The 21,490-nt window shown below is 72.1% G+C and carries 26 protein-coding genes; 10 read left to right on the top strand and 16 right to left on the bottom strand.

Annotated elements, in window-relative coordinates; translation table 11 throughout:
• Positions 1-6: 6 nt before the first annotated feature.
• Both AAH991_RS09165 and AAH991_RS09160 read left to right on the top strand, forming a co-directional pair.
• A complete protein-coding gene (locus AAH991_RS09165) occupies positions 7-2,010 on the top strand; it encodes a hypothetical protein (protein ID WP_346225327.1) in 2,004 nt (667 codons plus the stop codon).
• A 56-nt stretch (positions 2,011-2,066) separates the two neighbouring features.
• Positions 2,067-2,309, top strand: coding sequence for a CDGSH iron-sulfur domain-containing protein (locus AAH991_RS09160; RefSeq protein WP_346225326.1), 243 nt, complete (start codon positions 2,067-2,069; stop codon positions 2,307-2,309).
• A 31-nt stretch (positions 2,310-2,340) separates the two neighbouring features.
• On the opposite strand, the gene AAH991_RS09155 is transcribed toward AAH991_RS09160, so the two are convergent.
• The 14 genes from AAH991_RS09155 to AAH991_RS09090 all read right to left on the bottom strand — a co-directional run bounded on the left by AAH991_RS09155 (position 2,341) and on the right by AAH991_RS09090 (position 11,697).
• Entirely contained in the window at positions 2,341-3,561 is a 1,221-nt protein-coding gene (locus AAH991_RS09155) for a glycosyltransferase family 2 protein (protein WP_346225325.1), read from the bottom strand.
• The gene (locus AAH991_RS09150; RefSeq protein WP_346225324.1) at positions 3,558-4,574 is read right to left on the bottom strand and encodes an iron-containing redox enzyme family protein; all 1,017 of its coding nucleotides are present in this window, start codon (positions 4,572-4,574) and stop codon (positions 3,558-3,560) included. The genes AAH991_RS09155 and AAH991_RS09150 overlap by 4 nt, the downstream gene beginning before the upstream one ends.
• Positions 4,574-5,311 (bottom strand): class I SAM-dependent DNA methyltransferase, encoded by a 738-nt coding sequence (locus AAH991_RS09145; RefSeq protein ID WP_346225323.1) that lies wholly within the window; start codon positions 5,309-5,311, stop codon positions 4,574-4,576. Before AAH991_RS09145 ends, AAH991_RS09150 begins: the two co-directional genes overlap by 1 nt.
• Positions 5,312-5,351: 40 nt before the next feature.
• Entirely contained in the window at positions 5,352-5,588 is a 237-nt protein-coding gene (locus AAH991_RS09140) for a hypothetical protein (protein ID WP_346225322.1), read from the bottom strand.
• A 97-nt stretch (positions 5,589-5,685) separates the two neighbouring features.
• Positions 5,686-6,120, bottom strand: coding sequence for a gas vesicle protein K (locus tag AAH991_RS09135; protein ID WP_346225321.1), 435 nt, complete (start codon positions 6,118-6,120; stop codon positions 5,686-5,688).
• The gene (locus AAH991_RS09130) at positions 6,117-6,416 is read right to left on the bottom strand and encodes a gas vesicle protein (protein WP_346225320.1); all 300 of its coding nucleotides are present in this window, start codon (positions 6,414-6,416) and stop codon (positions 6,117-6,119) included. Before AAH991_RS09130 ends, AAH991_RS09135 begins: the two co-directional genes overlap by 4 nt.
• Positions 6,413-7,249: a GvpL/GvpF family gas vesicle protein gene (locus AAH991_RS09125; protein WP_346225319.1), complete on the bottom strand. Its 837-nt coding sequence runs from the start codon at positions 7,247-7,249 to the stop codon at positions 6,413-6,415. The genes AAH991_RS09130 and AAH991_RS09125 overlap by 4 nt, the downstream gene beginning before the upstream one ends.
• A complete protein-coding gene (locus AAH991_RS09120; protein WP_346225318.1) occupies positions 7,242-7,733 on the bottom strand; it encodes a gas vesicle protein in 492 nt (163 codons plus the stop codon). The genes AAH991_RS09125 and AAH991_RS09120 overlap by 8 nt, the downstream gene beginning before the upstream one ends.
• A complete protein-coding gene (gvpO, locus tag AAH991_RS09115) occupies positions 7,730-8,164 on the bottom strand; it encodes a gas vesicle protein GvpO (protein ID WP_346225317.1) in 435 nt (144 codons plus the stop codon). Before gvpO ends, AAH991_RS09120 begins: the two co-directional genes overlap by 4 nt.
• Positions 8,165-8,171: 7 nt before the next feature.
• The gene (locus AAH991_RS09110) at positions 8,172-8,405 is read right to left on the bottom strand and encodes a gas vesicle protein GvpG (RefSeq protein ID WP_346225316.1); all 234 of its coding nucleotides are present in this window, start codon (positions 8,403-8,405) and stop codon (positions 8,172-8,174) included.
• 19 nt (positions 8,406-8,424) lie between these two features.
• Complete coding sequence (locus AAH991_RS09105; RefSeq protein WP_346225315.1) at positions 8,425-9,216, bottom strand: GvpL/GvpF family gas vesicle protein; 792 nt, start codon at positions 9,214-9,216, stop codon at positions 8,425-8,427.
• Between the two features lies 1 nt (position 9,217).
• Complete coding sequence (gvpJ, locus tag AAH991_RS09100) at positions 9,218-9,634, bottom strand: gas vesicle protein GvpJ (RefSeq protein ID WP_346225314.1); 417 nt, start codon at positions 9,632-9,634, stop codon at positions 9,218-9,220.
• A 66-nt stretch (positions 9,635-9,700) separates the two neighbouring features.
• Complete coding sequence (locus tag AAH991_RS09095) at positions 9,701-11,134, bottom strand: SRPBCC family protein (RefSeq protein WP_346225313.1); 1,434 nt, start codon at positions 11,132-11,134, stop codon at positions 9,701-9,703.
• 5 nt (positions 11,135-11,139) lie between these two features.
• Positions 11,140-11,697 (bottom strand): hypothetical protein, encoded by a 558-nt coding sequence (locus tag AAH991_RS09090; RefSeq protein WP_346225312.1) that lies wholly within the window; start codon positions 11,695-11,697, stop codon positions 11,140-11,142.
• 336 nt (positions 11,698-12,033) lie between these two features.
• Here AAH991_RS09090 and AAH991_RS09085 point away from each other — a divergent pair, with 336 nt between their 5' ends.
• From AAH991_RS09085 to AAH991_RS09060, 6 genes are all read left to right on the top strand, one after another.
• Positions 12,034-12,510, top strand: coding sequence for an Asp23/Gls24 family envelope stress response protein (locus AAH991_RS09085; protein WP_346225311.1), 477 nt, complete (start codon positions 12,034-12,036; stop codon positions 12,508-12,510).
• Positions 12,507-12,845 carry an Asp23/Gls24 family envelope stress response protein gene (locus AAH991_RS09080; protein WP_346225310.1) on the top strand — a complete coding sequence of 113 codons (339 nt, stop codon included), beginning with the start codon at positions 12,507-12,509 and terminating at the stop codon, positions 12,843-12,845. Before AAH991_RS09085 ends, AAH991_RS09080 begins: the two co-directional genes overlap by 4 nt.
• Positions 12,846-12,847: 2 nt before the next feature.
• Positions 12,848-13,033 carry a hypothetical protein gene (locus AAH991_RS09075; protein WP_346225309.1) on the top strand — a complete coding sequence of 62 codons (186 nt, stop codon included), beginning with the start codon at positions 12,848-12,850 and terminating at the stop codon, positions 13,031-13,033.
• Positions 13,030-13,368, top strand: coding sequence for an Asp23/Gls24 family envelope stress response protein (locus tag AAH991_RS09070; RefSeq protein ID WP_346225308.1), 339 nt, complete (start codon positions 13,030-13,032; stop codon positions 13,366-13,368). Before AAH991_RS09075 ends, AAH991_RS09070 begins: the two co-directional genes overlap by 4 nt.
• Positions 13,343-13,951 (top strand): DUF6286 domain-containing protein, encoded by a 609-nt coding sequence (locus AAH991_RS09065; RefSeq protein ID WP_346225307.1) that lies wholly within the window; start codon positions 13,343-13,345, stop codon positions 13,949-13,951. The genes AAH991_RS09070 and AAH991_RS09065 overlap by 26 nt, the downstream gene beginning before the upstream one ends.
• Before the next feature lie 97 nt (positions 13,952-14,048).
• Positions 14,049-14,624, top strand: a complete 576-nt coding sequence (locus AAH991_RS09060; protein ID WP_346225306.1) for an Asp23/Gls24 family envelope stress response protein — start codon at positions 14,049-14,051, stop codon at positions 14,622-14,624.
• A 36-nt stretch (positions 14,625-14,660) separates the two neighbouring features.
• Here the strand turns inward: AAH991_RS09060 and AAH991_RS09055 are convergent, their stop codons facing one another.
• Entirely contained in the window at positions 14,661-15,017 is a 357-nt protein-coding gene (locus AAH991_RS09055; RefSeq protein WP_346225305.1) for a DUF488 domain-containing protein, read from the bottom strand.
• Positions 15,018-15,210: 193 nt separating this feature from the next.
• On the opposite strand from AAH991_RS09055, the gene AAH991_RS09050 reads away from it, so the two are divergent.
• The gene (locus tag AAH991_RS09050) at positions 15,211-16,338 is read left to right on the top strand and encodes a glycoside hydrolase family 12 protein (protein WP_346225304.1); all 1,128 of its coding nucleotides are present in this window, start codon (positions 15,211-15,213) and stop codon (positions 16,336-16,338) included.
• 74 nt (positions 16,339-16,412) lie between these two features.
• Here the strand turns inward: AAH991_RS09050 and AAH991_RS09045 are convergent, their stop codons facing one another.
• A complete protein-coding gene (locus tag AAH991_RS09045) occupies positions 16,413-20,024 on the bottom strand; it encodes a galactose-binding domain-containing protein (protein ID WP_346225303.1) in 3,612 nt (1,203 codons plus the stop codon).
• A gap of 428 nt (positions 20,025-20,452) precedes the next feature.
• Here AAH991_RS09045 and AAH991_RS09040 point away from each other — a divergent pair, with 428 nt between their 5' ends.
• Entirely contained in the window at positions 20,453-21,385 is a 933-nt protein-coding gene (locus AAH991_RS09040) for an AMIN-like domain-containing (lipo)protein (protein WP_346225302.1), read from the top strand.
• The last annotated feature ends 105 nt before the right edge of the window (positions 21,386-21,490 follow it).

Below are 21,490 nucleotides of genomic sequence, written 5' to 3'. Positions count from 1 at the left end.
CTCTCAATGACCCCCCGAATGTCCACCCGGCGCGCCACCCTGGTCTCCGGCCTGCTCCTGGCCGCGGTCTCCGCCACCGGCGGCGCCGTGGTCGCGCAGCCCTGGGCCGCCGTGGCCGAGCCCGGCTGGGACGCCCCTCCACCGGTAGAGGGCGCCGGTCCCATTGCCGCGCCCACCTCCGACGGCTCCGCGGACGGCTCCGCGGAGTCCTCGTCGTCCTCATCGGATTCCGCGTCGGAATCCTCCCCGGGCGGCTCCGGCAACGCACCGGACCAGGCCGCGCCCGACACGCAGACGGTGAACAAGGCAGGCCCCGATTCGCCGGGTACGGCCCATCACTCGTCGGGCGACTCCACTGGCGTGCCGAACACGCCGCAGGACTCGTCCGGTGGTCCGGATGGCCCGTCCGGTACGGCCCACGACGACTCCTCGGACGGCACCGGGAACACCCCCGGCAACACCCCCGCCGACACACCCGACAGCGCCGGAAACGCCCCGGGTGACGGTGCGAAGGCATCGAACGGCGAGGACGGGCCCGGCGCCGGTGCGAACGCGCCGAACGACGCCGGGCCGGACTCCCAAGCGACGGACAAGGCCGGCCCCGATTCTCCCGGTGGCTCGTCCGGCGCCGCCCATGACTCCGCCGACGGTCCCGGCGGCACGTCAGGGAAGTCGCACGACTCCGGCGGATCCGGCGGAGTCCTCCCCGGCGCCGGTTCTGCCGGCGCCTCCACCCGGGACCGGACGGCCCACGAGCCGCGCGATCGGGACGCCGGCGGCCACAGCCGCGACAGGGGCGATCGGACGTCCCGCTATCACAACCGCGACGATCGCCGCGTCAGAGACGACCGGCCGGGCAGCGGTCCTCTGACGAAGGCCCAGCCGTCGCCAAGCGGACAGGCAAAGCCGGGGCCGAACGGCGGGCCGGGCACCGCCCCGACTCCCCAGCCGACGACCGGCGGCGCAGCCACGGCGACTCCCGGCCAGAGCGGTGAGGGGACACCGGCGCCCACCGCGAGCAGCGGGCCCACCGCGACCGCGACCCCCGCACCGGCCGGGAGCGGCGCTCCCGCGCCCACACCGAGCGGGGCTACCGCTGCGGCGACGCCGCAGGCCACCCCGGCGGCGACCGTCGCGGTGAGCGTCTCACCCGACCCGGGCGCCACGGCGAGCACCCAGCCGAGCCCCACGGCCACCGACAAGCCGACCGGCAAACCCACGGACAAGCCGACCGGCAAACCCACGGACAAGCCGACCGGCAAGCCCACGGACAAGCCGACCGGGAAGCCCACGGACAAGCCGACGCAGAAGCCGACGGCCAAGTCCACGCCGCAACCCAAGCCCACGACCAAGCCGGCACACAGGCCGCCGCAGCAGCAGCCGCCGCAGCCCAGGGCGAGCGCGGCCGTCACCTCGACCGCGCTCCCCACCGCCGCCCCGCCCACCAGCCGGCCCACCACCCCGCCCGCCGTTCCCACAGCGCCGGATACGGCACCGGGCACCGCGACATCGGCGCGGACGGCCTTCCCGGCCGTGACGCCGACGACGGATGTCACGGCCGTTCCGGCGCCTCCGGACGATTCGACGTGGGTGACTCCCGTGCCGTCGCTCACCGGTCGTGCCGTGGCGGCGCCTCCGGCGGCCGCACAGCCGCCGGCCGCGCCCCTCGTGATTCCGGGATACCTGCCGCTGCCGCCGCTGGTCGCCCACACGCAGGACCGGTGCGGGGAGGACGGGACCGCCGACTGCTGGAGCCTGGCGCCCTGGCGGAGCCGTACGTCCGGGCACTCGCACGCCGTCCCCGGCGGCGAGCAGGCGGGCGGCACGGCGACGCCGCGCTGGGCCTTCGCCCCGCCGAGTGTCAAGGCGGACGTGCCCAGCCCGTCGGGCGTACCCGGCGCGGTCAGGGCGCCGTTCGCCGGAGCGGTTTTCGCGGCGCGGGAACCGGCCGTGGGCCGGGCCGGGTGCTGGGCCTTCAGTCCCTCCGCACACTGCGCGCGATGGGAGTGACCAATCATCGCTGACCAGGTGTTACGCCGTCACCGTCCCCGGGCAGGCTGCTCCGCATGGAGCACATGGCGGAGGACCCGGGCACGGTGGCGGCAGTAACCGTGACGCCCTGCGAGGACGGCCCGCTGCTGGTGCGCGGGCCGTTCACGCTGACGACGCAGGACGGGCGGCGCATCGACCCGGGCAGGGCCACGGTCGCGCTGTGCCGCTGCGGCCGGTCCTCGACCAAGCCGTTCTGCGACGGCTCTCACAAGGTGGTCGGCTTCCGGGCGGCGAGCGAACCCGACCCGCCCGCCTGACGGAAGCCGTGGCCCATCAGGCCGATGTCGCTCAACTCGGCTGCGAGGGCACGGCGGTCGGGAGTTCGGAAGCGAGCGCGAGGGCGCGGCGGCGGAGGCGGCGGGTCGAGTGGGCGGCGGTGCGCAGGCGTCGTCCGGCGTACGGCACGCCGCCGAGCAGGAACCTGGCGGTCAGGGCCGCCCAACTACAGGTGGCGCGTTCGAGGACCCAGACCGGGGCGAAAAGGCTGGAGGTGGCGGGGAAGACCCGGCGGCCGCCGGCGCGGCGGCGTCCGATTTCGGCCAGGGCCACCACCGCAGCGGCGCCCGCTGCGATCGATTCGGGCCGGCGTCGCCACAGAGCCACGCCCACGCAGGGGAGGACGGCGAGGAAGGCCGCCATCCGGGCGGGTTGTGCGAGGTCGTCGTACGCCTGCCGGATCCGCTGGGACCAGAACCGGCGGGTGTCGGGCGGCAGGCGCCGCACGTAGAGGTCGAGCGGGCGGGCCTCGCGGCCGCCGTGGGCGCGGACGGTGCGGATGAGCTCCAGGTTCTCGAACAGCACGTCGCCGTCGTAGCCGCCCATCTTCTCGAACGCCGAGCGGCGCACGCCGAAGGTCCCCGGGTAGTCAGCGCCGAGGCCGCGGTTGAGCAGGGTGCGGGCGCTGTCCCAGCGGGCGTGCCAGGGGAGCGGGTGGAAGTGGTTCTGCGGGCGGACGAGGTCGGCGTGGCCGAGCAGGGCGTGGACCCTGGCCAGTGCGTCCGCGTCGTAGCGCACGTCGTCGTCGGCGATGACGACGTGCTCGTTCCGGGCGCGGCGCATGCCGCTCAGCACCCCCGCGACCTTGCCGTTCGCGACCGTCAGGTCGTCGTCGGGCCGCACGTGCTCGGCGATGCCGCGCCACTCGCGCGCGTGCCGTTCGAACAGCGGGGACGGGGAACCATCGATCACCACGATCCGGGCATGCCTGGCAAGGCCGCGCAGATAACCGGTCAGCTCCGCGAGCCCCGCGTCGTCGTTCCAGCGCAAGGGCAGCACGTAATCGATCTCCGGCGTGACCCGGCCCGGTTCGGCCGTGGCGGAGGCGGACGGCGGCGCAAGACGGCCTGGCGCGGGCGGGAGGCGGCCGAGCCCGTCCATCGGATCGTCACCAGGGCGGCCGAGCGTGCCGGCCGGGTCGTCGGTCGGGTGGCCGAGCGTGCCGGCCGGGTCGTCGTCCCGGGGGCCGAGTGTGGCCGGCGGGACGTGGCCTTGGCGGCCGAGCGTGGTCATCGGGTCGTCACCTCGGCGTCCGCGTGCCACAGGGAGGTGCGCCCCTCCCGCCAGCGGCCCAGAAGGTGCTCCGCGAAGAGCCGGTCGAGGGTGAGCGCGCAGGCGGCGCCGTACAGGATGTCCCCGGTCAGGCCGGCATGCGCGGCGGCGAAGGCTCCGCACATGTCGTGCGCGGCGATCTGCTCGTGTACGGCGTCGGCCTGCACGTGCTCGTCGTAGTAGCGGCGTACCCCGGCGTCCCCGCCGAGCCGCCGCAGGCCCTGGCTGTAGCGGCGGTTGGGGATCGACGAGGTCATCTCGAACGCCGCGAGGTGCCCGAGGAGGGCGGCCCGGTGGCGGCGGTGCAGCCCGAACAGCGACATGACGTTGCTGATCGCCAGCGTCACCCCGGGGACGCTGCCCAGGTAGGCGCCGTAGGCGTCGTCCAGGCCGAGCCCCCGCATGGTGGCGCGGAACAGTTCGGAGTGCATGCGTTCCGGCCTGCCCCCGCCGTACTCGTCGGCCTGGATCTCCACGAGCGCCGCCTTCGGCCGGCCGAGCAGGCGCGGGATGCCCCAGGTGTGCGGGTCGGCCTCCTTGAGCTGGTAGATCGAGCGGTGGATCACGAACTCGCGGAACTGCTCCGCGTCAGCTCCGGCCCGCATGAACGCCGACAGCGAAGGGCCGTCGTCGGCCGCCACCAGCGCCGCCAGGGCGCGGGGCACCTCCCGCGGCGGCGGAGCGGGCGGGCGGGGCACGCGCCGGGCCAGCCAGCGCCCGAACCAGCGTTCCAGGCGCTCGCGCAGGGCCAGCACCGACGGGTTCCACTCCCAGCGGTCGTCGACGCCGTCGAAGCCCTGGTAGTGCAGCTCGTAACAGGCGAACAACGCGAGCTGGGCGTCCTCGTCGTCGAACGGGCCGCCGTAGGGGCCGTCGTACGGGCCGGTGGGCGGCGGGGCGAAAGCGTGCGGCGGCCGGACCAGCTCCGTGAAGAGCCGCCCGGTCAGCGGGCCTCGGGGCGCGGGCAACTGCATCAGCTCTCCAGCAGGCGGTAGACGGACACGTGGGCGCGGCTGTCGTCGGTGAACGGAGCGCAGGACCAGTCGGCCCAGCGGTGCTCCCGCTCCATTCCGGCCAGGCGGGCCATGAGGTCCAGCTCGCACGGCCAGGCGTAGCGGTGGTTGGCCGGCAACAGCCGCAGGCCGTCCGTGGTCATCCGCAGTTTCGTGGTGTGCATGAACTGCTCGGCCGGGCTCAGCCGGGCGGCCTCGACGACGACCTCGTCCTCGCCGAGCGACAGCAGTCGCAGCGCCGTCCGGTCCCGGAAGGCCGCCGGGTCCGGCACCCAGGTCTCGATCACGAAACGTCCCCCGGGCCGCAGGTGGGCCGCCGCGTTGCGGAAGCACCGCACCTGGGCGTCCTGGGAGGGCAGCGCGAAGACGGTGTTGAAGGCCAGCAGGACGAGCGCGAACCGTCCCTCGACGTTCACTTCGGAGAAGTCGCCCACGGTCACCGGGATGCGGTCTCCGCCGGGCTTGCCCCGCAGGATCGCCACCATGTCGGGAGACCCGTCGACGCCCGCCACGGTCAGGCCGCGGGCGGCGAGAGGGAGCGCCAGCCTGCCGGTGCCGATCCCGAACTCCAGGACGGGCCCTCCCTGCGCAAGCCGGAAGACCCGCTCGACCGCCGGTCCGGTGGGGACGTGCCCCACCATCTCGTCGTAGATGTCCGCGATGGTCCGCCCGTACGCGGCCGCATCGAACTCCCCCATACGTTCCCCCCTGTGTCACGGGGGCCACCCGGCGGTCCGGTCACGCCCCCAGGTCGCGGGCCACCGTGTCGAGCCGGTCCGCGAGCTCGCCGAGCCGCAGGTCGTCCACCGGTCCGTCCCCCACCAGGCTCTCCAGGTCGCGCCGGCTGGCGATCACCAGGCCCTCGGCCCGCTCCTCCGGCGCGACCTCGCACCGCCCGCCCACCAGAACCAGCGTCGCGTCGGGCGACGGCGACTCCAGCAGCGCACGGACCTCGTCCCGGCCGACGACACTCATGACGACTCCTCCGCCCCGATCGATTTCCGCCCCGATGGTTTCCGCCCCCGGTCGTTTCCTCCGCTTACCCCCGCCACCTGGCCGTACACGCCTCCGGTCACGGCGCGTCGGTGGGCAGCAGCGTGCCGAGAGGTCCCAGGTCGAGGTTGAGCTCGGACGGCGAGACGTCGAACCGCTCGCACAGCTCGGTCATGGCCTCCTCCAGGCGCATCAGCGTCACGCCCAGCGTCTCGATCTGCTCGTCCGACAGGTCTCCCTGGTCCATCCGCCGGATGGCCTGCCGTTCCACGAGCTGGCGCACCAGCTCGACGAGCGTCAGCACCAGGCGGCTCAGGTCGCGCCGCACCGCATCCGGGTCGGTGTTCAGGCGCCAGGGGCCCGCCCGCGCGGTCTCCGTGTCGTCCATGCCGTTCGTGCCGTCTGTGCCCTCCGTGCCCTCCGTGCCCTCCGTGCCGTCCGGCACGCCCATCCGCCACGGTCCCCGCGCGGTGTCCCACGCTCCGTTCCCGGTCCCACCACCGGCGCCGGTCATCCTCGCTCTCCCTCCTGCCGGGGCCGATATCGCCCGCTCTCCGCGTCCGGCTCGCCGAGCGGGTCGAACGGCTCGGTGCCGCGTACGGAACCGAGCAGCGCCCGCAGGGATATGCGGACGAGGTCGATGTCGGCGATCGACAGCACGATGTCACCGGTGATCACCACGCCGCCCGCGAGGAGCCGGTCGAGCAGGTCGACGAGCGCCACGCGCTCGGGCGGCAGGCGGCTTCCGGCGGCGAGGGAGGACTGTCTCTGCCGTTCCGGCAGGAACGCCGGGGTGCCGCCGGGCGTCATCGCGCACCTCCGGCCCGGCCGGCCCCGAGGTCGACCGACGTGAAGGAGTACGGCGCCCACGGGCCGGTGAGCTCGACATCCAGGAACCGGTCGCGGAAGCCGTCGAGCACGGCGGCGAACTCCTCCTCGCGGGCCGGATCCACCAGATAGGCGCCGTTGAGCACCATCGCCTCGCTCCGCCCGGACAACTGGGGATCCTGCGGGCGGTGGCGGAGGCTCGCCACCGCGAACCGTCCCAGCTCGGCGTGGAGGTGCTCGGCCCGCTCGGCCGCCGCGCGCCACAGGTCCTCCCTGCCGCGCAGGTTCTCCTTCTTCCGGCGCAGGTACGCCATGCCGGGACTGTCGCCGCCGGTCGGAGCTGTGGCTGTGGTTGTGGCCGGGGTCGTGGCGGGCGGCACCGGTGCGGGCTGCGGCGTCTGCCTGCGCAGGTACGCCTTGACGCCCCACTCCCGCCGCCCCGCGACCCGCGACAGGATGGCGGTGAAGTCGTCGTGCCGCCGGTCGAGCAGGTCGCGGACCTGTTCCTCGCCGGTGTAGACGGTCACGAGGCGCACGGGGGCGGTCGGCCCGGCCGCCGCCAGCGCCTCGACGACCCGGTGGTGGGCGCGGGCGACTCCCTCCACCCAGTCGAGGTCCTCAAGCGAGCGGCGCAGCGGTTCCTCTCCGAACCGGTCGAGGGGCACGTCGCTGACATGGGCCACGAGCCCGCCGTGGGAGACGGGCCGGACCACCCCGTCCAGCACGCCACGCAGGTCACGAGAGGGCTCACCGCCCGGCGTCACCGCGTACAGGTAGACCCCCTGCCCGCGGGCGTCCGTCTGGTTCTCACTCATAGCCGGGCTCCGTTCCGGGGGGACGGCCGGGCCGCCGGTCGCGGGCCTCCGCCTGGCGGTCGCCCCGCCGCTCGCCCGCACCCCGTTCCCCCGCACGTTCGCCGGCACGTTCACTCGCCCCTTCGCCCGCTTCGAGTTCCGTCCGCTCCTCCCAGGCGAGCAGGCGCTCCTCGACCGCGTTCAGGCGCTCGCGCAGCCGCCGGTTCTCCTCGACCAGTTCGCGGTCCTTGCCGCTGAGCCAGGGGTCGCGCTCCCACCAGTCGATGCCGATCTCCCGCGCGGTGTCCACCGAGGCGATGACCAGCCGCAGCTTGATGGTCAGCAGTTCGATCTCCAGCAGGTTCACCCGGATGTCGCCGGCGATCACGATGCCCCGGTCGAGGACGCGCTCCAGGATGTCGCCCAGGTTGGTCGACTCCCGGCCCATCACGGGCGGCGGCGCGTACGACTCGCGCAGGACGGGACGCGAGCGGGGATCGGTCATAGCCCACCGCCGTAGGCGCCGGTGCCACGCCGGTAGGTCCGGGTGCGCCGGTAGGACGTGAGGTTGCCCTCGTCGTCCACCTGGCACTCGTAGATCGACAGCATGTCGCTGGTGGACGGGATCCTGCGGTCCTCGACGACCTCGACGTCCACCAGCCAGCCGTTCTCCACGGGTTCCACCGACGTGACCCCCTCGGTGTCCTTGGAAGTCAGGTCCGCGATGTAACGCAGGCCGAGCCGGCCGGCGGACACCGCGTTCAGCGCGGCCCTGCGCCGGCGCGGCTCGGCCCCGCGCTCACCCCTGCGCTCGTCCTCGTCGTCGCCCGCGGACTCGTCGTACGGCCCGTCCTCCCCGGCGGGCGCGCCGGAGGAGGCCCGCCGCCCGTACGGCCTGGCGTCCTCGTCGTAGCGGGCTCTCCGCCGGGGAGGCATGGGATGCTCACCCCCGCCGCGAGCCGCTCATGAGCCTGAGGATCTCCTCCACGGCCTGGGCCTCCTCCTCTTCGGAGATCTGACCCGAGCGCCTGGCCTCCTCGATGGCCTCCAGCCGCCGCCGGACCGCCGCGGGGTCCCTCAGCTCATGCTCGACCTGCTTCTGGATCAGCTCGCCCAGCCGGATCACGCCGTGGACCGGGGCGAGCGGCCAGGTGAACAACGCACTGATCAGTCCCACGACGGCCTCCCCTCATGAGTCAGGTGGTGACGAAGTCGTACGGCGCCATCGGCCCGAGCAGGCGGACCTCGACCCGGTCGCCCCACTCGGAGCGCAACTCCCCGACGGCGCGTTCGAAGTCGGTCTGGCGGTCGTTCTCGACGAGGAACGCGACGTGCGCGGCGTCCCGCTCGTGACTGGGGTCGCGGACGACCACACCGGCGGTGAAGGGCTCGAAGCGTTCGACGACGGCCTGCGTGTCGGCCTCGCGCTTCGCGGCGATGATCTGCGTGATCAGCTCGCCCAGCCGGATCCGTTCGTTGCGGGTCACCTCTTCCGGCAACTGCCTGATCCGGTCGCGCAACTGTCTGGCCTCGGCGTTCTCCGTCAGCACCTCGACCAGCACCGGCTGCTCGGCGTACCGCGCCTTGAGGACGAACTGGGTGCGCCCCTCGATCTGCTTGAGGGCGGCCGCGAACGAGTCGTGGTGCGGGGCCAGCAGTTCCTCCACGACCGCCTCGGGTGTGGTCATCACCGCGCCGAACCGCAGGGGGAGCACGGGGACCTCCGCCGCGGCATCGTCGAGCAACTGCTCGTGGGCCACCAGGTCCTGTGCGCGGCCGAGGGGACGGTCCACGTCCACGTCGCTCACCAGGGCGGCGATCTCGCCGTGGCGGATGATCGTGACCCGGCCGGGGGGCTCGCCCACGCCGACGGCGTCCTCGCTGATCTCCACGTCCTCGGGGAGGATGCCGTAGACGTAGCACGCGGTGTTGGGCCGGGCGGCCTCGGCCCGGTCACCCGCCCCGGACTGCTTGATGGAGCCCGACATCTCAGTCATCCTCCCGTCGACGACGGCGGGTACGCGGGGCGGGTTCCTCCTCCGCGTAGCTCGCCAACATGTCCTGCAGCTTCTCCCCGGCCGCCTCCAGCACGCCCTGGGCCACGCCCTTGGACTTCCCGCGGGCGATGCTCTGGGGCGCGCTCGACAGGAGGTCGGGCAGCCCCTGCTGCTGGGATGCCAGGTCCAGCCGGTTCACCGCCTCGGCGAAACGGAGGTAGGTGTCGACGCTCGCGACGACGACGCGTACGTCGATGGTCAGAATCTCGATGCCGACCAGTGAGACCCGTACGTAGGCGTCGATCACGAGGCCCTTGTCCAGGATCGTGTCAATGACGTCGGCCAGGCCCGATCCCGATGACCGGCCCGGCAGTCCGCCGCCACCCGCTGGTGGAACGGCTACCGTCATGCGTTTCCCCTCCTCGGTTGTGTGATGTCTGCGATCATTGGCCGCCTCCGCCGCCGCTCGTGTCCGCTACTGAGAGGGCCGGCGGCGCCGGATCAGCGGACGGCGCGCCTGCTTCCGCCGCTCGCCCGTCTCCTCGGCTTCCTCGTCCCCGCGCGTCTGCCCGCGCGGCTCCTCGGTTTCCTCGGCTTCCTCGGTTCTGCGCGTCTGCTCGCCCCTGCGGGGCTCGTCGCCGCGGCCCTGCCCGGCCTCCGCTTCGCGCCGACGGTCCGGTGCGCGCGTGCCGCGCTCCCCGGATTCGGCCCCGCGCCTGCGGGTGGCCGGTCCGCCTTGCCCGCCGGTCGAGGCGCCCGCGTAGGCGGGCCTGCGTGCCCGCCCGGGCTCTTCCTCCTCCTCTTCTTCCTCCTCCTCTTCCTCGTACGGCTCCTCCTCTTCGGCCTGCTCCTCGGGCTCCTCCTCGGGCTCCTCCTCGTGCTCCTCGAATTCCTCGGACTCCTCGGGGCCCTCCTCGCGCTCGCGTTCCTCGCGCAGCGCCGTCTCGTGGTCCTTGACGACCTGGCTGTCGCGGATCTCGCCCCGCCAGCCCTCGATGCCGTCGGCGTTCAGCAGGGCGTTGGTCATGACGTGCCGTCTGAAGTGCTTGAACTCGAGCCGGACCCGGCGGCCCTGGGCGCGCCACAGGTTCCCGATGCGCTCGAAGAGACCCTGCGGGTGATACTCGACGACGAGGAGCACCCGGGTCAGTTCCGGAGTGATCTCGTGAAAGGTCACCCCGCCGTCGGGGAAGCCCTTCGGCCCCTGTGAGCGCCAGACGATCCTGCTGTCGGGGACCTGCTCGATGATGGTCGACTCCCACGTGCGGTGGGACCAGAAGACCTGAGCCTTCCATCCGAGCTTCTCGTCGGACTTCTGCTCGACGGTCTCGACCTTCTTCATGAAGCTCGGCCAGTCCTCGAACTGCGTCCACTGGTTGTAGACCAGGCGGATGGGCGCGCCGATGTCGAGCGACTCGACGATGTTGGTGACCTTGAGCTTCTTGCCCTTGCGGCCCTTGCCCCCGCCACCGCCGCCGCCGAACAGGCCCTTGATCTTCTCCTTGCCGTACGCCATGAGCGCCGCGCGTACGGGGTGACTGCCCCCGCCGTCCTCGGTGAGCGCGCTGAGCAGGCCGCCTCCGCCCGTCGCGCCGAGCCGGTCGGTCACCGTCTTGAGCAGTGTCCGGGCGTCCCGGCCGCCGGTGAGGGCGCCGAGCACTCCGCCGAGCGCGTTCCGTCCGCCGCCCTCCTTGCCGGTGAGTGCGCTGAGCAGCCCCGAGCCGCCGTGTTCCACGTAGTCGGTGAGACGGCCGGCCAGGCCGTCGATCTTCTCGGCGACCCGGGACAGGGCGCGCTCCGCGACGGCGGTGGCGAGGTTCTGGAACTCCTGCCCGAGCCGCTGGGTGGGCAGCGTCCCCTCGTCCGGCGCCCGTGTGCCCTGGTCGTGCTCTCGCGTCTGTTCGGTCATCGGTCTCACCTCCTCCGCAGCACGGGACGGGTGGGACGGATCCGGGGCCGGCGCCGCTCCTCGGGTTCGGGCTCCTCGGCCTCCTCCTCGTCGGGCTCCTCCTCGTACTCCTCTTCCTCGTCGTAGGCCTCTTCGGGTTCGGGTTCGCGCTGCGGCGGGCGGCGGCGGGGAGCGCGGCGGCGGCTCTCCTCCGGCCGCTCCTCCGCTTCTTCCTCTTCCTCCTCCGCGGCCCGGCCCTTGCCCTTGGGGTGCCGCAGCGCCTCGGCGCGTTCGTGCAGCTTGTCGCTCAGGTTGTCGATCTGCTTGCTGGTGGCGCGCATGGCCGCCGCCTTGCCGATGTCCAGCAGGTCGCCGCGCACGCGTTCGGTGATCTTGCCGACGTCGGGGGCGGCTCCACCCAGGATCTTGGGGACCTGTTCCAGCAGGGCGCCGGCCGCTCCCTCTCCCTTCAGGCGGGCGGCGAGGATGGCCAGCGCCAGCATCAGCGCGAAACGGAGCTTCTGGTGCCGGCCGAGGTAGTAGCCCGCGATGACCGCCAAAGCCACCTTCAGTCCGTCTTTCATGATCGCGCCTCCTACTGGCCCGCCCCCGAAGCGCCGGCTCCGGGCGACCGCCCGGCTCGCCGCGCGGCGCTGCGACCCGACTGAACGGTATGAATGCCCTAGACGGGCACAGAAAAACTCGATCTCGGACATACCGGGCAGTTTTGGTCCGGCTTGATCTCCGCGTTAGGGCTATCGGCCCTGTCTCGCCAAAGGCTCGCTCGTCTTGGGAGGTTCAAGGAGTTCCGCTGACCCAACCTCGCCCTACCTGTGCTGGTTACTGTGCGCAAATTGGGTATCACGGGCATGTATCGGCGGTAAGCGGCACGAACCGCGCATACGAAGCGGGGGAGTCACATGACCGAAACCAGAACGTCGACCGCGACCGTCGAGCAGGCGTCCGGGCGATCCTTCGGGGTGCAGGGCGGTTCCGGCCTGGTGACCGAGCGGGGCCGCACCACGATCGCCGACGGAGTGGTCGCGAAGATCGCCGGCATGGCGGCCCGCGAGATCGACGGGGTCCACGACTTCGGCACCGGCACGGCCCGCGCGTTCGGCGCGATCAAGGGCGCGTTCGGCGGCGAGGACGGCGTCACCCGGGGCATGGCGGTGGAGGTCGGCGAGCGGCAGGCCGCCGTGGACATCCACCTCATCGTCGAGTACGGCGTCGCGATCCCCGATCTCGCGCAGGCGGTCCGGAGCCACGTCATCCGCGCGGTGGAGCGCATGTGCGGGCTGGAGGTCACCGAGGTGAACATCGCGGTCGACGACGTCCACCTGCCGAGGCAGGAGGAGACGCGGGAGCCGTCCGAAGGGGAGCCGCGAGTCCTGTGAGCACCGTTCCGGAGAGGGCGGACGTGGCGCCGGAGGGCGAGGAACGCGAGGTGTCCGCCCGGAGGCTCGCCGACCGCGTGTTGTCGTGCCCCGACGTCGCCGGCCTGTCCCGGGGACCGTTCGGGGTGGTCGCGACCTACCTGCCCGGTGGTCAGGTCCCCGGCGTCGCCGTACGGGACGACGCGATCGAGGTCGACGTCGTCGCCCGGTACGGCAGGCCGCTGCCGGAGGTGGCCGACCTGGTCCGCGACGCGATCGGCGGCCTCGCGGGCGGCCGCAGGGTGGACGTGACGATCGCCGACGTGGTCACTGACGACAGTGGAAGGAATGATTGATCATGGAAGGGTATCCGGTCTGGGCCCTCGTCGGACTGCTGTTCGGCGTCGTGCTGGGGGTCGTCGGGGCCTTCGGCGGCCTCAGCGCGTTCCTCATCGTCCTGGTCCTCGGGATCGTCGGGTTCTTCGTCGGCATGGTGCTCGAAGGCGGCGTGCACATGCCGCAGATGCACCCGAGGCGGCAGTGAGCGTGCCGGCGGCGCGCGGCACGACGACGATCTCCGACCGCGCCTTCACGAAGATCGCGGAGAGACTGGCGAGCGAGGACGAGCACGTGACCGGCCGGCCCCACGTGTCGGCGTCGGTGAGCGGGGCGGTCGCGGCGGTGCACTGCGACCTGGCCGTGCGCTACCCGGCGCCGGTGCCGCGGCTGGCCGCCGAGATCCGCGACCACGTGCGGCGGCGGTTGCGGGAGCTCACCGGCATCGCCGTGGAGAACGTGGACATCGAGGTCGTGGAGCTGGTGCCCGAACAGAGGCCCGGGCCGAGGAGGGGGCATGACCGAAGGACGAGACCCGTCTGAGAAGCTCCCGCTCTTCGTCCCGATGCGGGGGTTCGAGGGCGCGAAGGCCGCCCGGGCCTTCCGGCCCAGCCGGGGGCTGCCCGCCGCGGTCGCCGCGCTCGCGCTGCTGGGGATCGGCGGGCTGACCGCCGCCCATGTGGTCTCCGCGCTGCTGGGGCGTCCCATCAGGATCGTGCCGTACGAGGATTGGGCGCGCTGGGCGAGGACCACGGCCTGGGACGACAACCGGGCGCTCGCGGTGGCCGCCGCGCTGGCCCTGATCGGCCTGGTGCTGATGCTGATCGCGGCGGTACCCGGACGGGGGCGGATGATCGCGCTGCGCACCGGGGACCCCGATCTGATGGTCGGCCTGCCGCGGCGCACGCTGGCGCGGGCGCTCAGAGCCAGGGCGAACGCGGTGGACGGGGTGCGCGCGGCCGGGGCGAGAATGCGCGGCTGGCACGCGGACGTCTCGGTCCGGACCGACCTGCGCGACACGGCCGCGATCGGGGAGCGTGTGCGGGCTGCCGTCGGCGACGAGCTGGCCCGGCTCTCCCCCGCCCACCGCGTCTCGCTGCATGTCCGGGTCCACGGCCCGACCTGACCGCGAGGGCCCAATGGGCCCAGATGGAGCGCTCACGCGCCCTGGCGCATGAGGCCCGCCGCGCACTCCGGCGGGCAGAGGCTGGAGGAGATCGGCTGTGAGGACGAGATCGGGCAAGGGCAACCGCATCGGGCTCGCTCTGTGCGGGCTGGTGCCGCTGGTCGCGGGCGGCCTCGCGCTCGCGCGGGCGCTCGGCGCCTTCGGTGGCGCCGCCGCGCGGCGGCCCGTGCTGGACGCCGGGACCAGGAGCTTCGCCGCGACGACGCCGTGGTTCTGGCCGGTCCTGGCCGCCGTGGGCGTCGTGCTCGCGCTCATCGGACTGGCCTGGCTGCTCGCGCTGCTGCGAGTCGACCGGCTGCGCAGACTGCGCCTCGAGTCCGGCACGGCGGGGGTCACCGAGGTCGACGCGCATCCCGCGAGCGAGGCCCTCGCCGAGCAGGTCAGCGCCTATCCGGACGTGCGCAGGGCGCACGCCGTGCTGCGCGGCCCGTCCGATCACCCACGCCTCGACCTGGGTGTCTCCGCCGTCGAACCGGCCGACATCGGGGCCCTGGTCACGCGGTTGCACGACGAGGCCGTCCCGAACCTGCGCACCACGCTCGGCCTGCGCCGCCTTCCCGCGATGGTCCGGCTCCACCTCACCGGCGGCCACCGGACCCGCGCGACCCACTGAACCCGGGAGGGCTTCCCCCAGCTCGGGTGGGGCGGGTCAGCCGGGTTCGGACAGGACCTCGGCGAGGACGGCGGCCTGGCTGTGCTCGACGTCCCTGGTCGCGGTGAGCAGGGTCAGCGGCCCGTCCTCCATGAGCCCGCGCAGCCGGTCGAGGGCGGCGCGCCGCTCGGGGTCGCCGAGCTCGGCGAGGTAGCGGCTGCGGAACTCGGCGAACCTCTCCGGGACGTGGCCGTACCAGGAGCGCAGCTCGCCGGACGGCGCCACGTCCTTGACCCATTCGTCCAGATGAGCGGCCTCCTTGGTGAGGCCGCGCGGCCACACCCGGTCGACCAGCACCCTCGTTCCGTCCCCGGGCGCGGGGTCCTCGTACACGCGGCGGACCGTGACGGCCATCGCCTCACCTCCTCCTGTGGCCATCCTCCCCAGCGGGGGGACGGCGTACGCCGGTCGTCCGGCAGCCGGACAAGACGTGTAAGTGAAAGTTTCACTCACGGTAAGGGTGTTGTCGCTGGTCGGGATTTCGTCCGCGTTGTCGATTAAAACGTCCCATGTCGCCCGTCTTGGCCCGATGTCTATGGTCCGGAACATGAGGATGCGAATGATCACGGCGGGCCTCGCCATGCTGGCCTCCGTCGCCGCGTCGCTCGTCGTCGGTCAGGCGGCGCACGCGGACACCACGATCTGCGAGAAGTACGGATCGACCACGATCCAGGGCGGCAAGTACGTCGTCATCAACAACGTCTGGGGCAGCGACGCCCAGCAGTGCATCAACGTCACCAACACCGGCTTCACGGTGACGCAGGCGGGGCACAACAAGGCGCAGAACGGCGCTCCGGCGTCCTATCCGGCGATCTACGCCGGCTGCCACTACGCCAACTGCTCCAGCGGCAGCGGCCTGCCCCTCGCCGTCAGCAACAGCCAGTTCAACACGGTCCAGACCAGCGTCAGCATGAGCTACCCGGGTTCGGGGGTCTACGACGCCGCGTACGACATCTGGTTCGACCCCACGGCGCGCCGGGACGGCCAGAACACCGGCGCCGAGCTCATGGTCTGGCTGAACCACACCGGCTCGGTCCAGCCCGTCGGCTCGAAGGTCGGCACGGTCAACCTCGCGGGCGGGACGTGGGACGTCTGGTACGGCAACACCGGCTGGAACGTCGTCTCCTACGTCCGCACCTCAGCGACGAACTCCATCAGCTTCGCCGTACGCACCTTCTTCGACGACATGGTGAACCGGGGCTACGCCCAGCGGTCGTGGTACCTCACCAGCGTCCAGGCCGGATTCGAGCCCTGGGTGGGCGGCGCCGGCCTCGCGGTGAACAACTTCTCCTACAGCATCGGCGGCGTGGTGCAGAACCCCTCGCCGTCCCCCGCCGTCTCGCCGACCGGCGGCAACGGCAGCGGCGCCTGCCGGGTGAGCTACAGCAAGAACGAGTGGCAGGGCGGGTTCACCGGCAACGTGACCGTCACCAACACCTCCTCCAGCGCGGTGAACGGCTGGAATGTCGGCTTCTCCTTCCCGAACGGGCAGAGGATCACCGGCTACTGGGGCGCCGACGTCAGCCAGAACGGGTCCACGGTGACCGCGAGGAACCTGTCGTACAACGGCTCGATCCCGGCGGGCGGCAACGTCTCGTTCGGCTTCCAGGGCACCTGGAACGGCTCGAACGGCAACCCGACCGGCTTCACGCTGAACGGCACCCGCTGCTCGTGACACATCCCTGAGAAGCGTTTCCGCGAAGCAGGCGCCGCCGGAGAGGAGTCTCTCCGGCGGCGCCTTTCATGTGATCAGGGTCTGATGTCGATGGCGAAGGTGGACGTCGTGTTCCTGACGTCCTGGTAGTTGTCGCTGAGCCTCAGGTTGTCGAAGGTCACCGACCCGACCGCCGGGCCCTGGCCCGGCTCCGGCATCTCGTTCGCCCACAGGCCGAAGCCCGACTTCGCGTCGAACGCGTCGCCGCTCTTGCGCGCTCCGGAGATCGAGACGTTGGTGAAGACGGTGTCCTTGATCGGGTTGACCGGCCGGCCGCCGAGGTACTGGGTCTGGAACATGATCCCCGAGTACGTCGGGTCGACGATGTCCACGTTGCTGACCCGGATGCCCTGGAACACCTTCGAGGCGGAGAACAGCCAGATCGCCGGGAAGGTCTGCTGGCCCCAGAAATGGCCGCCCGCGCGGACGATCGAGATGTTGTCGAACACGGTGGGCGGGCTCGCGCCGAAGCCGTTCATCGGGTAGCCGAAGTCGAGCGAGCTGATGGTGATCCCGGAGTAGGTCAGCGTGTCCGCGATGTAGATGTTCCTGAACGTGTTCGCGTACCCGCCGTAGACGGCGAGGCCGGCCGCGCGCCACGGCAGGATCGCGGTCAGGTTCTCGTAGACGTTGTTCTTCTCGTCGGCGCCTCCCGCGTCGATGGCCGAGAACAGCGCGAAGCTGTCGTCGCCGGTCGTCCTCGCCTCGATGTTCGAGACCAGGTTGTCCGTGCTGCCGTTGGTCATGTTGACGCCGTCGGCGAAGGTGTCGCGGATCCGCGAGTTCCTGATCGTGATGTTGTCGGTGTTCGCGCCCCAGTACATGCAGACCTGGTGCTCGACCCAGATGTTGTCGATCGTCATGTTCGCGACGTTCTGCCAGTCGAACACCTTGCCCGGCCCGTCGATGCGGGTGGTGTAGTTGCCGAAGTAGGCGAATCCGGAGAACACCGAGCCGTTGGCCGACGACTCCGCCCGGAAGCCGATGTCGGTGTTCTCCTGCGTCGACGGCGCGTGGAACCGGGTGAACCACGGCCCGGCGCCGGCCACCTTGACCGCCTTGCCGTACACCTGGAACTTGCTCGACGTCTGGTAGTCGCCCGGCGGCAGGTAGACGCCCACGAGCTTGCCCGTGGTGTCCATCCGCACCTTGTCGAGCGCGTTCTGCACGTCCTGGTGGGTGAACCCGGCGGGCACGGCGTACGCCGCGGGGTCGGGGTTGGGGATCGCCGACACCTGCTCCAGGTTGACGAAGTCGATCGCGTACGTGGAGGTGTTGGCGGCGTCCTTCTGCAGCCGGATCTTGCTGCCCGCCGGGACGGTCGTCCCGAGCATGACGTTGGCCTCGTCGTAGATGTGCCGCGGGCCGCCCGCGCTCGGCGAGTTGCCGGGGCTCGCCTCGTCGCCGTACAACCAGGCGTACTTCGAGGTCAGGTTGATCGCCTTGAGGAAGCTGCCGTTGACGTAGACGTTCAGCGTGGCGTCGGTGCCGCCCCCGCCCGGCGCGTCCGGGATCGAGAAACGGGTGACCAGGGTGTTGGTGCTCGCCCTGGTCGTCCACTCGACGTAGCTGCCCGTCGTGGTGAGCCGCACGGCCCTGCGGCCGGACGCCTCGCCCGCCAGGTCGCCGATGGTCCGGTTGGGACCGGCGACCGTCGCCCCGCCGCCGGTCACGCCGTCCTCGGCCTCGTACATGTCGTACGGCATGTTCGCGCCGCGGCCGGCGAAGAACGGCAGGCTGGAGGTGTTGTTGGCCTGCTTGACCGGCAGCTCGTTCGCGTCGGCGGCGAGCACCGTCTTCACCGTGTATCTGCCGTTGACCGCCGTCCACGTGCCCAGGTTCACCGGGCTCGTCGTGGCGCCGGCCGCGATCGCGCCGCTGTAGGAGCCGGTCAGCGTCTTCACCACGGTCCCGGCGTCGTTGGCGATCGTCAGCGTGACGCCGTGGGCGCCGCCGGCCGTCGCGACCGTGCCCTGGTTCTTGATCGCCACGGTGAACGTCACCGGGGTCCCGCCGGCCGGGTTGCCCGGCGACCAGCTCACCGGCGAGGCCACCAGGTCGGAGCTGTCCACCGGCCGCACGACCAGCGGCGACGAGGCGCTGAAGGAGTTGTTGGTCTCGTTCTGCTCGATCACCGCGTTGGACTCGTCGACCTTGGCGCTCAGCGGGTAGCTGCCCGCGTCGCGCCGGCCGGCGTCCGCCGTCACGGTGGCCGAGGCGCCGGCCGCGAGCGCGCCGACGTTCGCCGTGCCGACCTTGGTGGTGCCGAAGTAGAAGTTCAGGTTCGTCGCGCCGGAGGCGGCGTTGCCGATGTTCTTGACGGTCGCGGTGAGCGTGACCGGGTCGGTCTCCGCCGGGGAGGCCGGGGACGCGCTGAGGCCGCCGACGGTCAGGTCGGGGTTGGGGGCGGGGACGCCGACGACCTGGAACTCGGCCGCCTGGCCCGCCGGGGCGCCGGAGTTGCCGGTGAACTTCAGCTGCACGTCCGCGACCCGGCCGCTCACCGGGATGGACACCGAGTTGCCGGTGGCCGGACTGAAGGAGTACTGGGTCGCGCTGGTCAGATTGGTGAACCCGGACGCGCTCTGCTCGCGGCCCAGCACCTGGATCGTCTGCGTGCGCGGTCCCCAGGAGCTGTCGGGGTTGAGCTTGACGTTCACCTGGGAGATGTCGGCGTTGGCGCCGAGCGCCACGGTGAGGGTGTTGGGGTAGCCGCCGCTCGCGCCCTCCCAATAGGTGGCGGTGTTGTTGTCGTTGGCGTTGGTGGCCACGAAGGTGAACACGGAGCCGTTGGCCGTGATCGGTCTGCCGAGTGCCAGGTTGGTGCCGCCAGGCCCGCCGGTCCCGGTGCGGGTCACGGTGTTGGACGGGCCGGACTCGTTGCCGGCGGCGTCCTTGGCGGTCACGTAGTAGGACACCGTGGCGGTGTCGGGCTGGTTGTCGGTGTAGGTGAGCACGTTGCCGGCCACCGCGCCGCGCTGCGTGCCGTTGGCGTAGACGGTGTACCCGGTCACCCCCACGTTGTCGGTCGAGGCGTTCCAGGTGAGCCGGATCTGCCCGGAGGCGGGCTGGGTGTAGGCCAGGGTGCCCGGAGCGGTCGGCTTCTGATCGTCACCACCGGGCTCGCCCGGGCCGTAGACCTCGAACTCGGAGATCTGCCCGGCGGGCCAGCCGGTGTTGGCGGTGATGTTCAGCCGTACGTACCGGGCGGTGGTGGCGGTGAAGTCGATGGTGACGGTGTTGCCGCCGGCCGGGTTGAAGGTGTAGCCGGCGGAGGGGACCGTCGTGGTGGTCGGGTTGTCGGTGGTGCCGGTCAGCACCGACAGCGTCTGCGTGCGGGTCTGCCAGGCCGACAGGTTGGGGAGCTTCAACACCAGCTGGTTGATGCTGACGGCCGAGCCGAGGTCCACCTGGAGCCACTGCGGGAAGGCGTTGTTGGCGCTCTCCCAATAGGTCGCCTGGTTACCGTCGTTGGCGTTGCCCGCGCCGTACACGTCGGCGTGGGCGCTTTCCTTCATGGTCTTGCCGGCGGCGAGGTTGGGGCCGCCGGCGGCCGAGGCGGGGGAGAGGGGCGCGGCCACGGCGAGCAGGCAGGCCGCGACCACCACAGCGATCAGGCGCGATAAGGGGACGTGCGTTTTCGACATTGGCGTTCCTCTGTCCGGCAGGAACCGACCGGCGGGCCATCCGATCCGCGGTCGTGGGGGGATTTCGAAGACCGGGGCGCACGAGGTCGCGGCGGCGACCGGTTGCCCACTGCCGTGGCCGACATCACCTCAAGTCCTTTCATGCGAAAGGTGACGGTGGCGGGGCGCACGGACGCAGTGCTTCCTGCCGGAACTTGCGGGGGACCGCAAAGTCTCGATTTGTAGATGCAAATTTCTTACATCAGGTTGCCCAGATGTTACATACGGCCCACGTCGCCGTCAACGGGGAAGGTAAGTCGGGCCGAAAGGCCCGTCCCGATCCCCGTCCACCTGGAGATACTTCAATTGGGCGCCGGTGCCGGAAACGGGTCCGGGCGCCCGCCCGCGGGTCCCCCAACTCGCGAAAGGAACCCGGCAGAGGAGCCCTCATGTTTCTGCCCCCCAAGCGCTCGCTCGCGGCGTTGGCCGTGTCGCTGGTGAGCGCGACCACCCTGCTGGCGGTCCCGGCCACCCCGGCCGCCGCCACGTCCGTCCGTCCGGCCGCCGCCGCCCATGCGGCTCCCCGCGTGGCGACCCTGGTCGACGTACGCGCCTCGCACCATCCCGGCCTGGACCGGGTCGTCTTCGAGTTCGGCGGGCCGCTCCCGGCGCGGCGGAGCGCCCGCTACGTGTCCCGGCTGATCGCCGACGGCTCGGGCCGCACGGTCCCGGTGGCCGGTGACGCGATCCTCGGGCTCCGCTTCGGCGGCGCGGCCGGCCACGACCTGAACGGGCGCCCCACCTACGGGCCCGCCCGCGAGACCTTCGCGCTGCCCGGCGTGATCCAGGTCGTCAACGCGGGCGACTTCGAGGCGGAGCTCACCTTCGGCATCGGCCTGGCCCGGAAGTCGTCCTACCGCGTCTACACCCTCACTCGCCCGAGCCGGGTGGTCGTGGACGTCAAGACGCCCTACCGGACCGTGCCGGTGGGGACGTACTTCCTCGACTCCCGGGCGTACGCCGCGGGGCGGGGGCCGTACACCGTGGCGGTGTCGCGGCCGGTGACGCCGCCGTCCACCGCGCGCGGCGCGCTCCAGCGGCTGTTCGCCGGGCCGACGCAGGCCGAGTACGCCAAGGGCCTGCGTTTCGTCGCCTCGGGGGCCACCGGCGTCCGTTCGGTCGTCGTCCGGGACGGGGTCGCCCACGTGCGGCTCACCGGTTCCGTCACGAGCGGAGGGTCGGCGTTCACCGTCGCCGACGAGATCATGCCCACGCTCAAGCGGCTTCCCGGCATCCGCTGGGTGAAGATCTACGACGCCCACGGCCGCACCGAGCGTCCGAAGGGCCGCTCGGACTCCATCCCGGACAGCCTCGAACCGTGACGGCACGAGGGCCCGCGATCCGGAGCGCCCTGCGCGTCGCCGGAAGGAACTGACCCTCCCCATGACCGGTGCCCGCGCCCATCGGGGGGCGGGCACCGTCTCGCT

Origin of the sequence: Microbispora sp. ZYX-F-249 (assembly GCF_039649665.1) — a bacterium.
GTDB classification, from domain to species: Bacteria; Actinomycetota; Actinomycetes; order Streptosporangiales; family Streptosporangiaceae; genus Microbispora; species Microbispora maris.
This window is presented reverse-complemented; position numbering and strand designations above follow the sequence as displayed.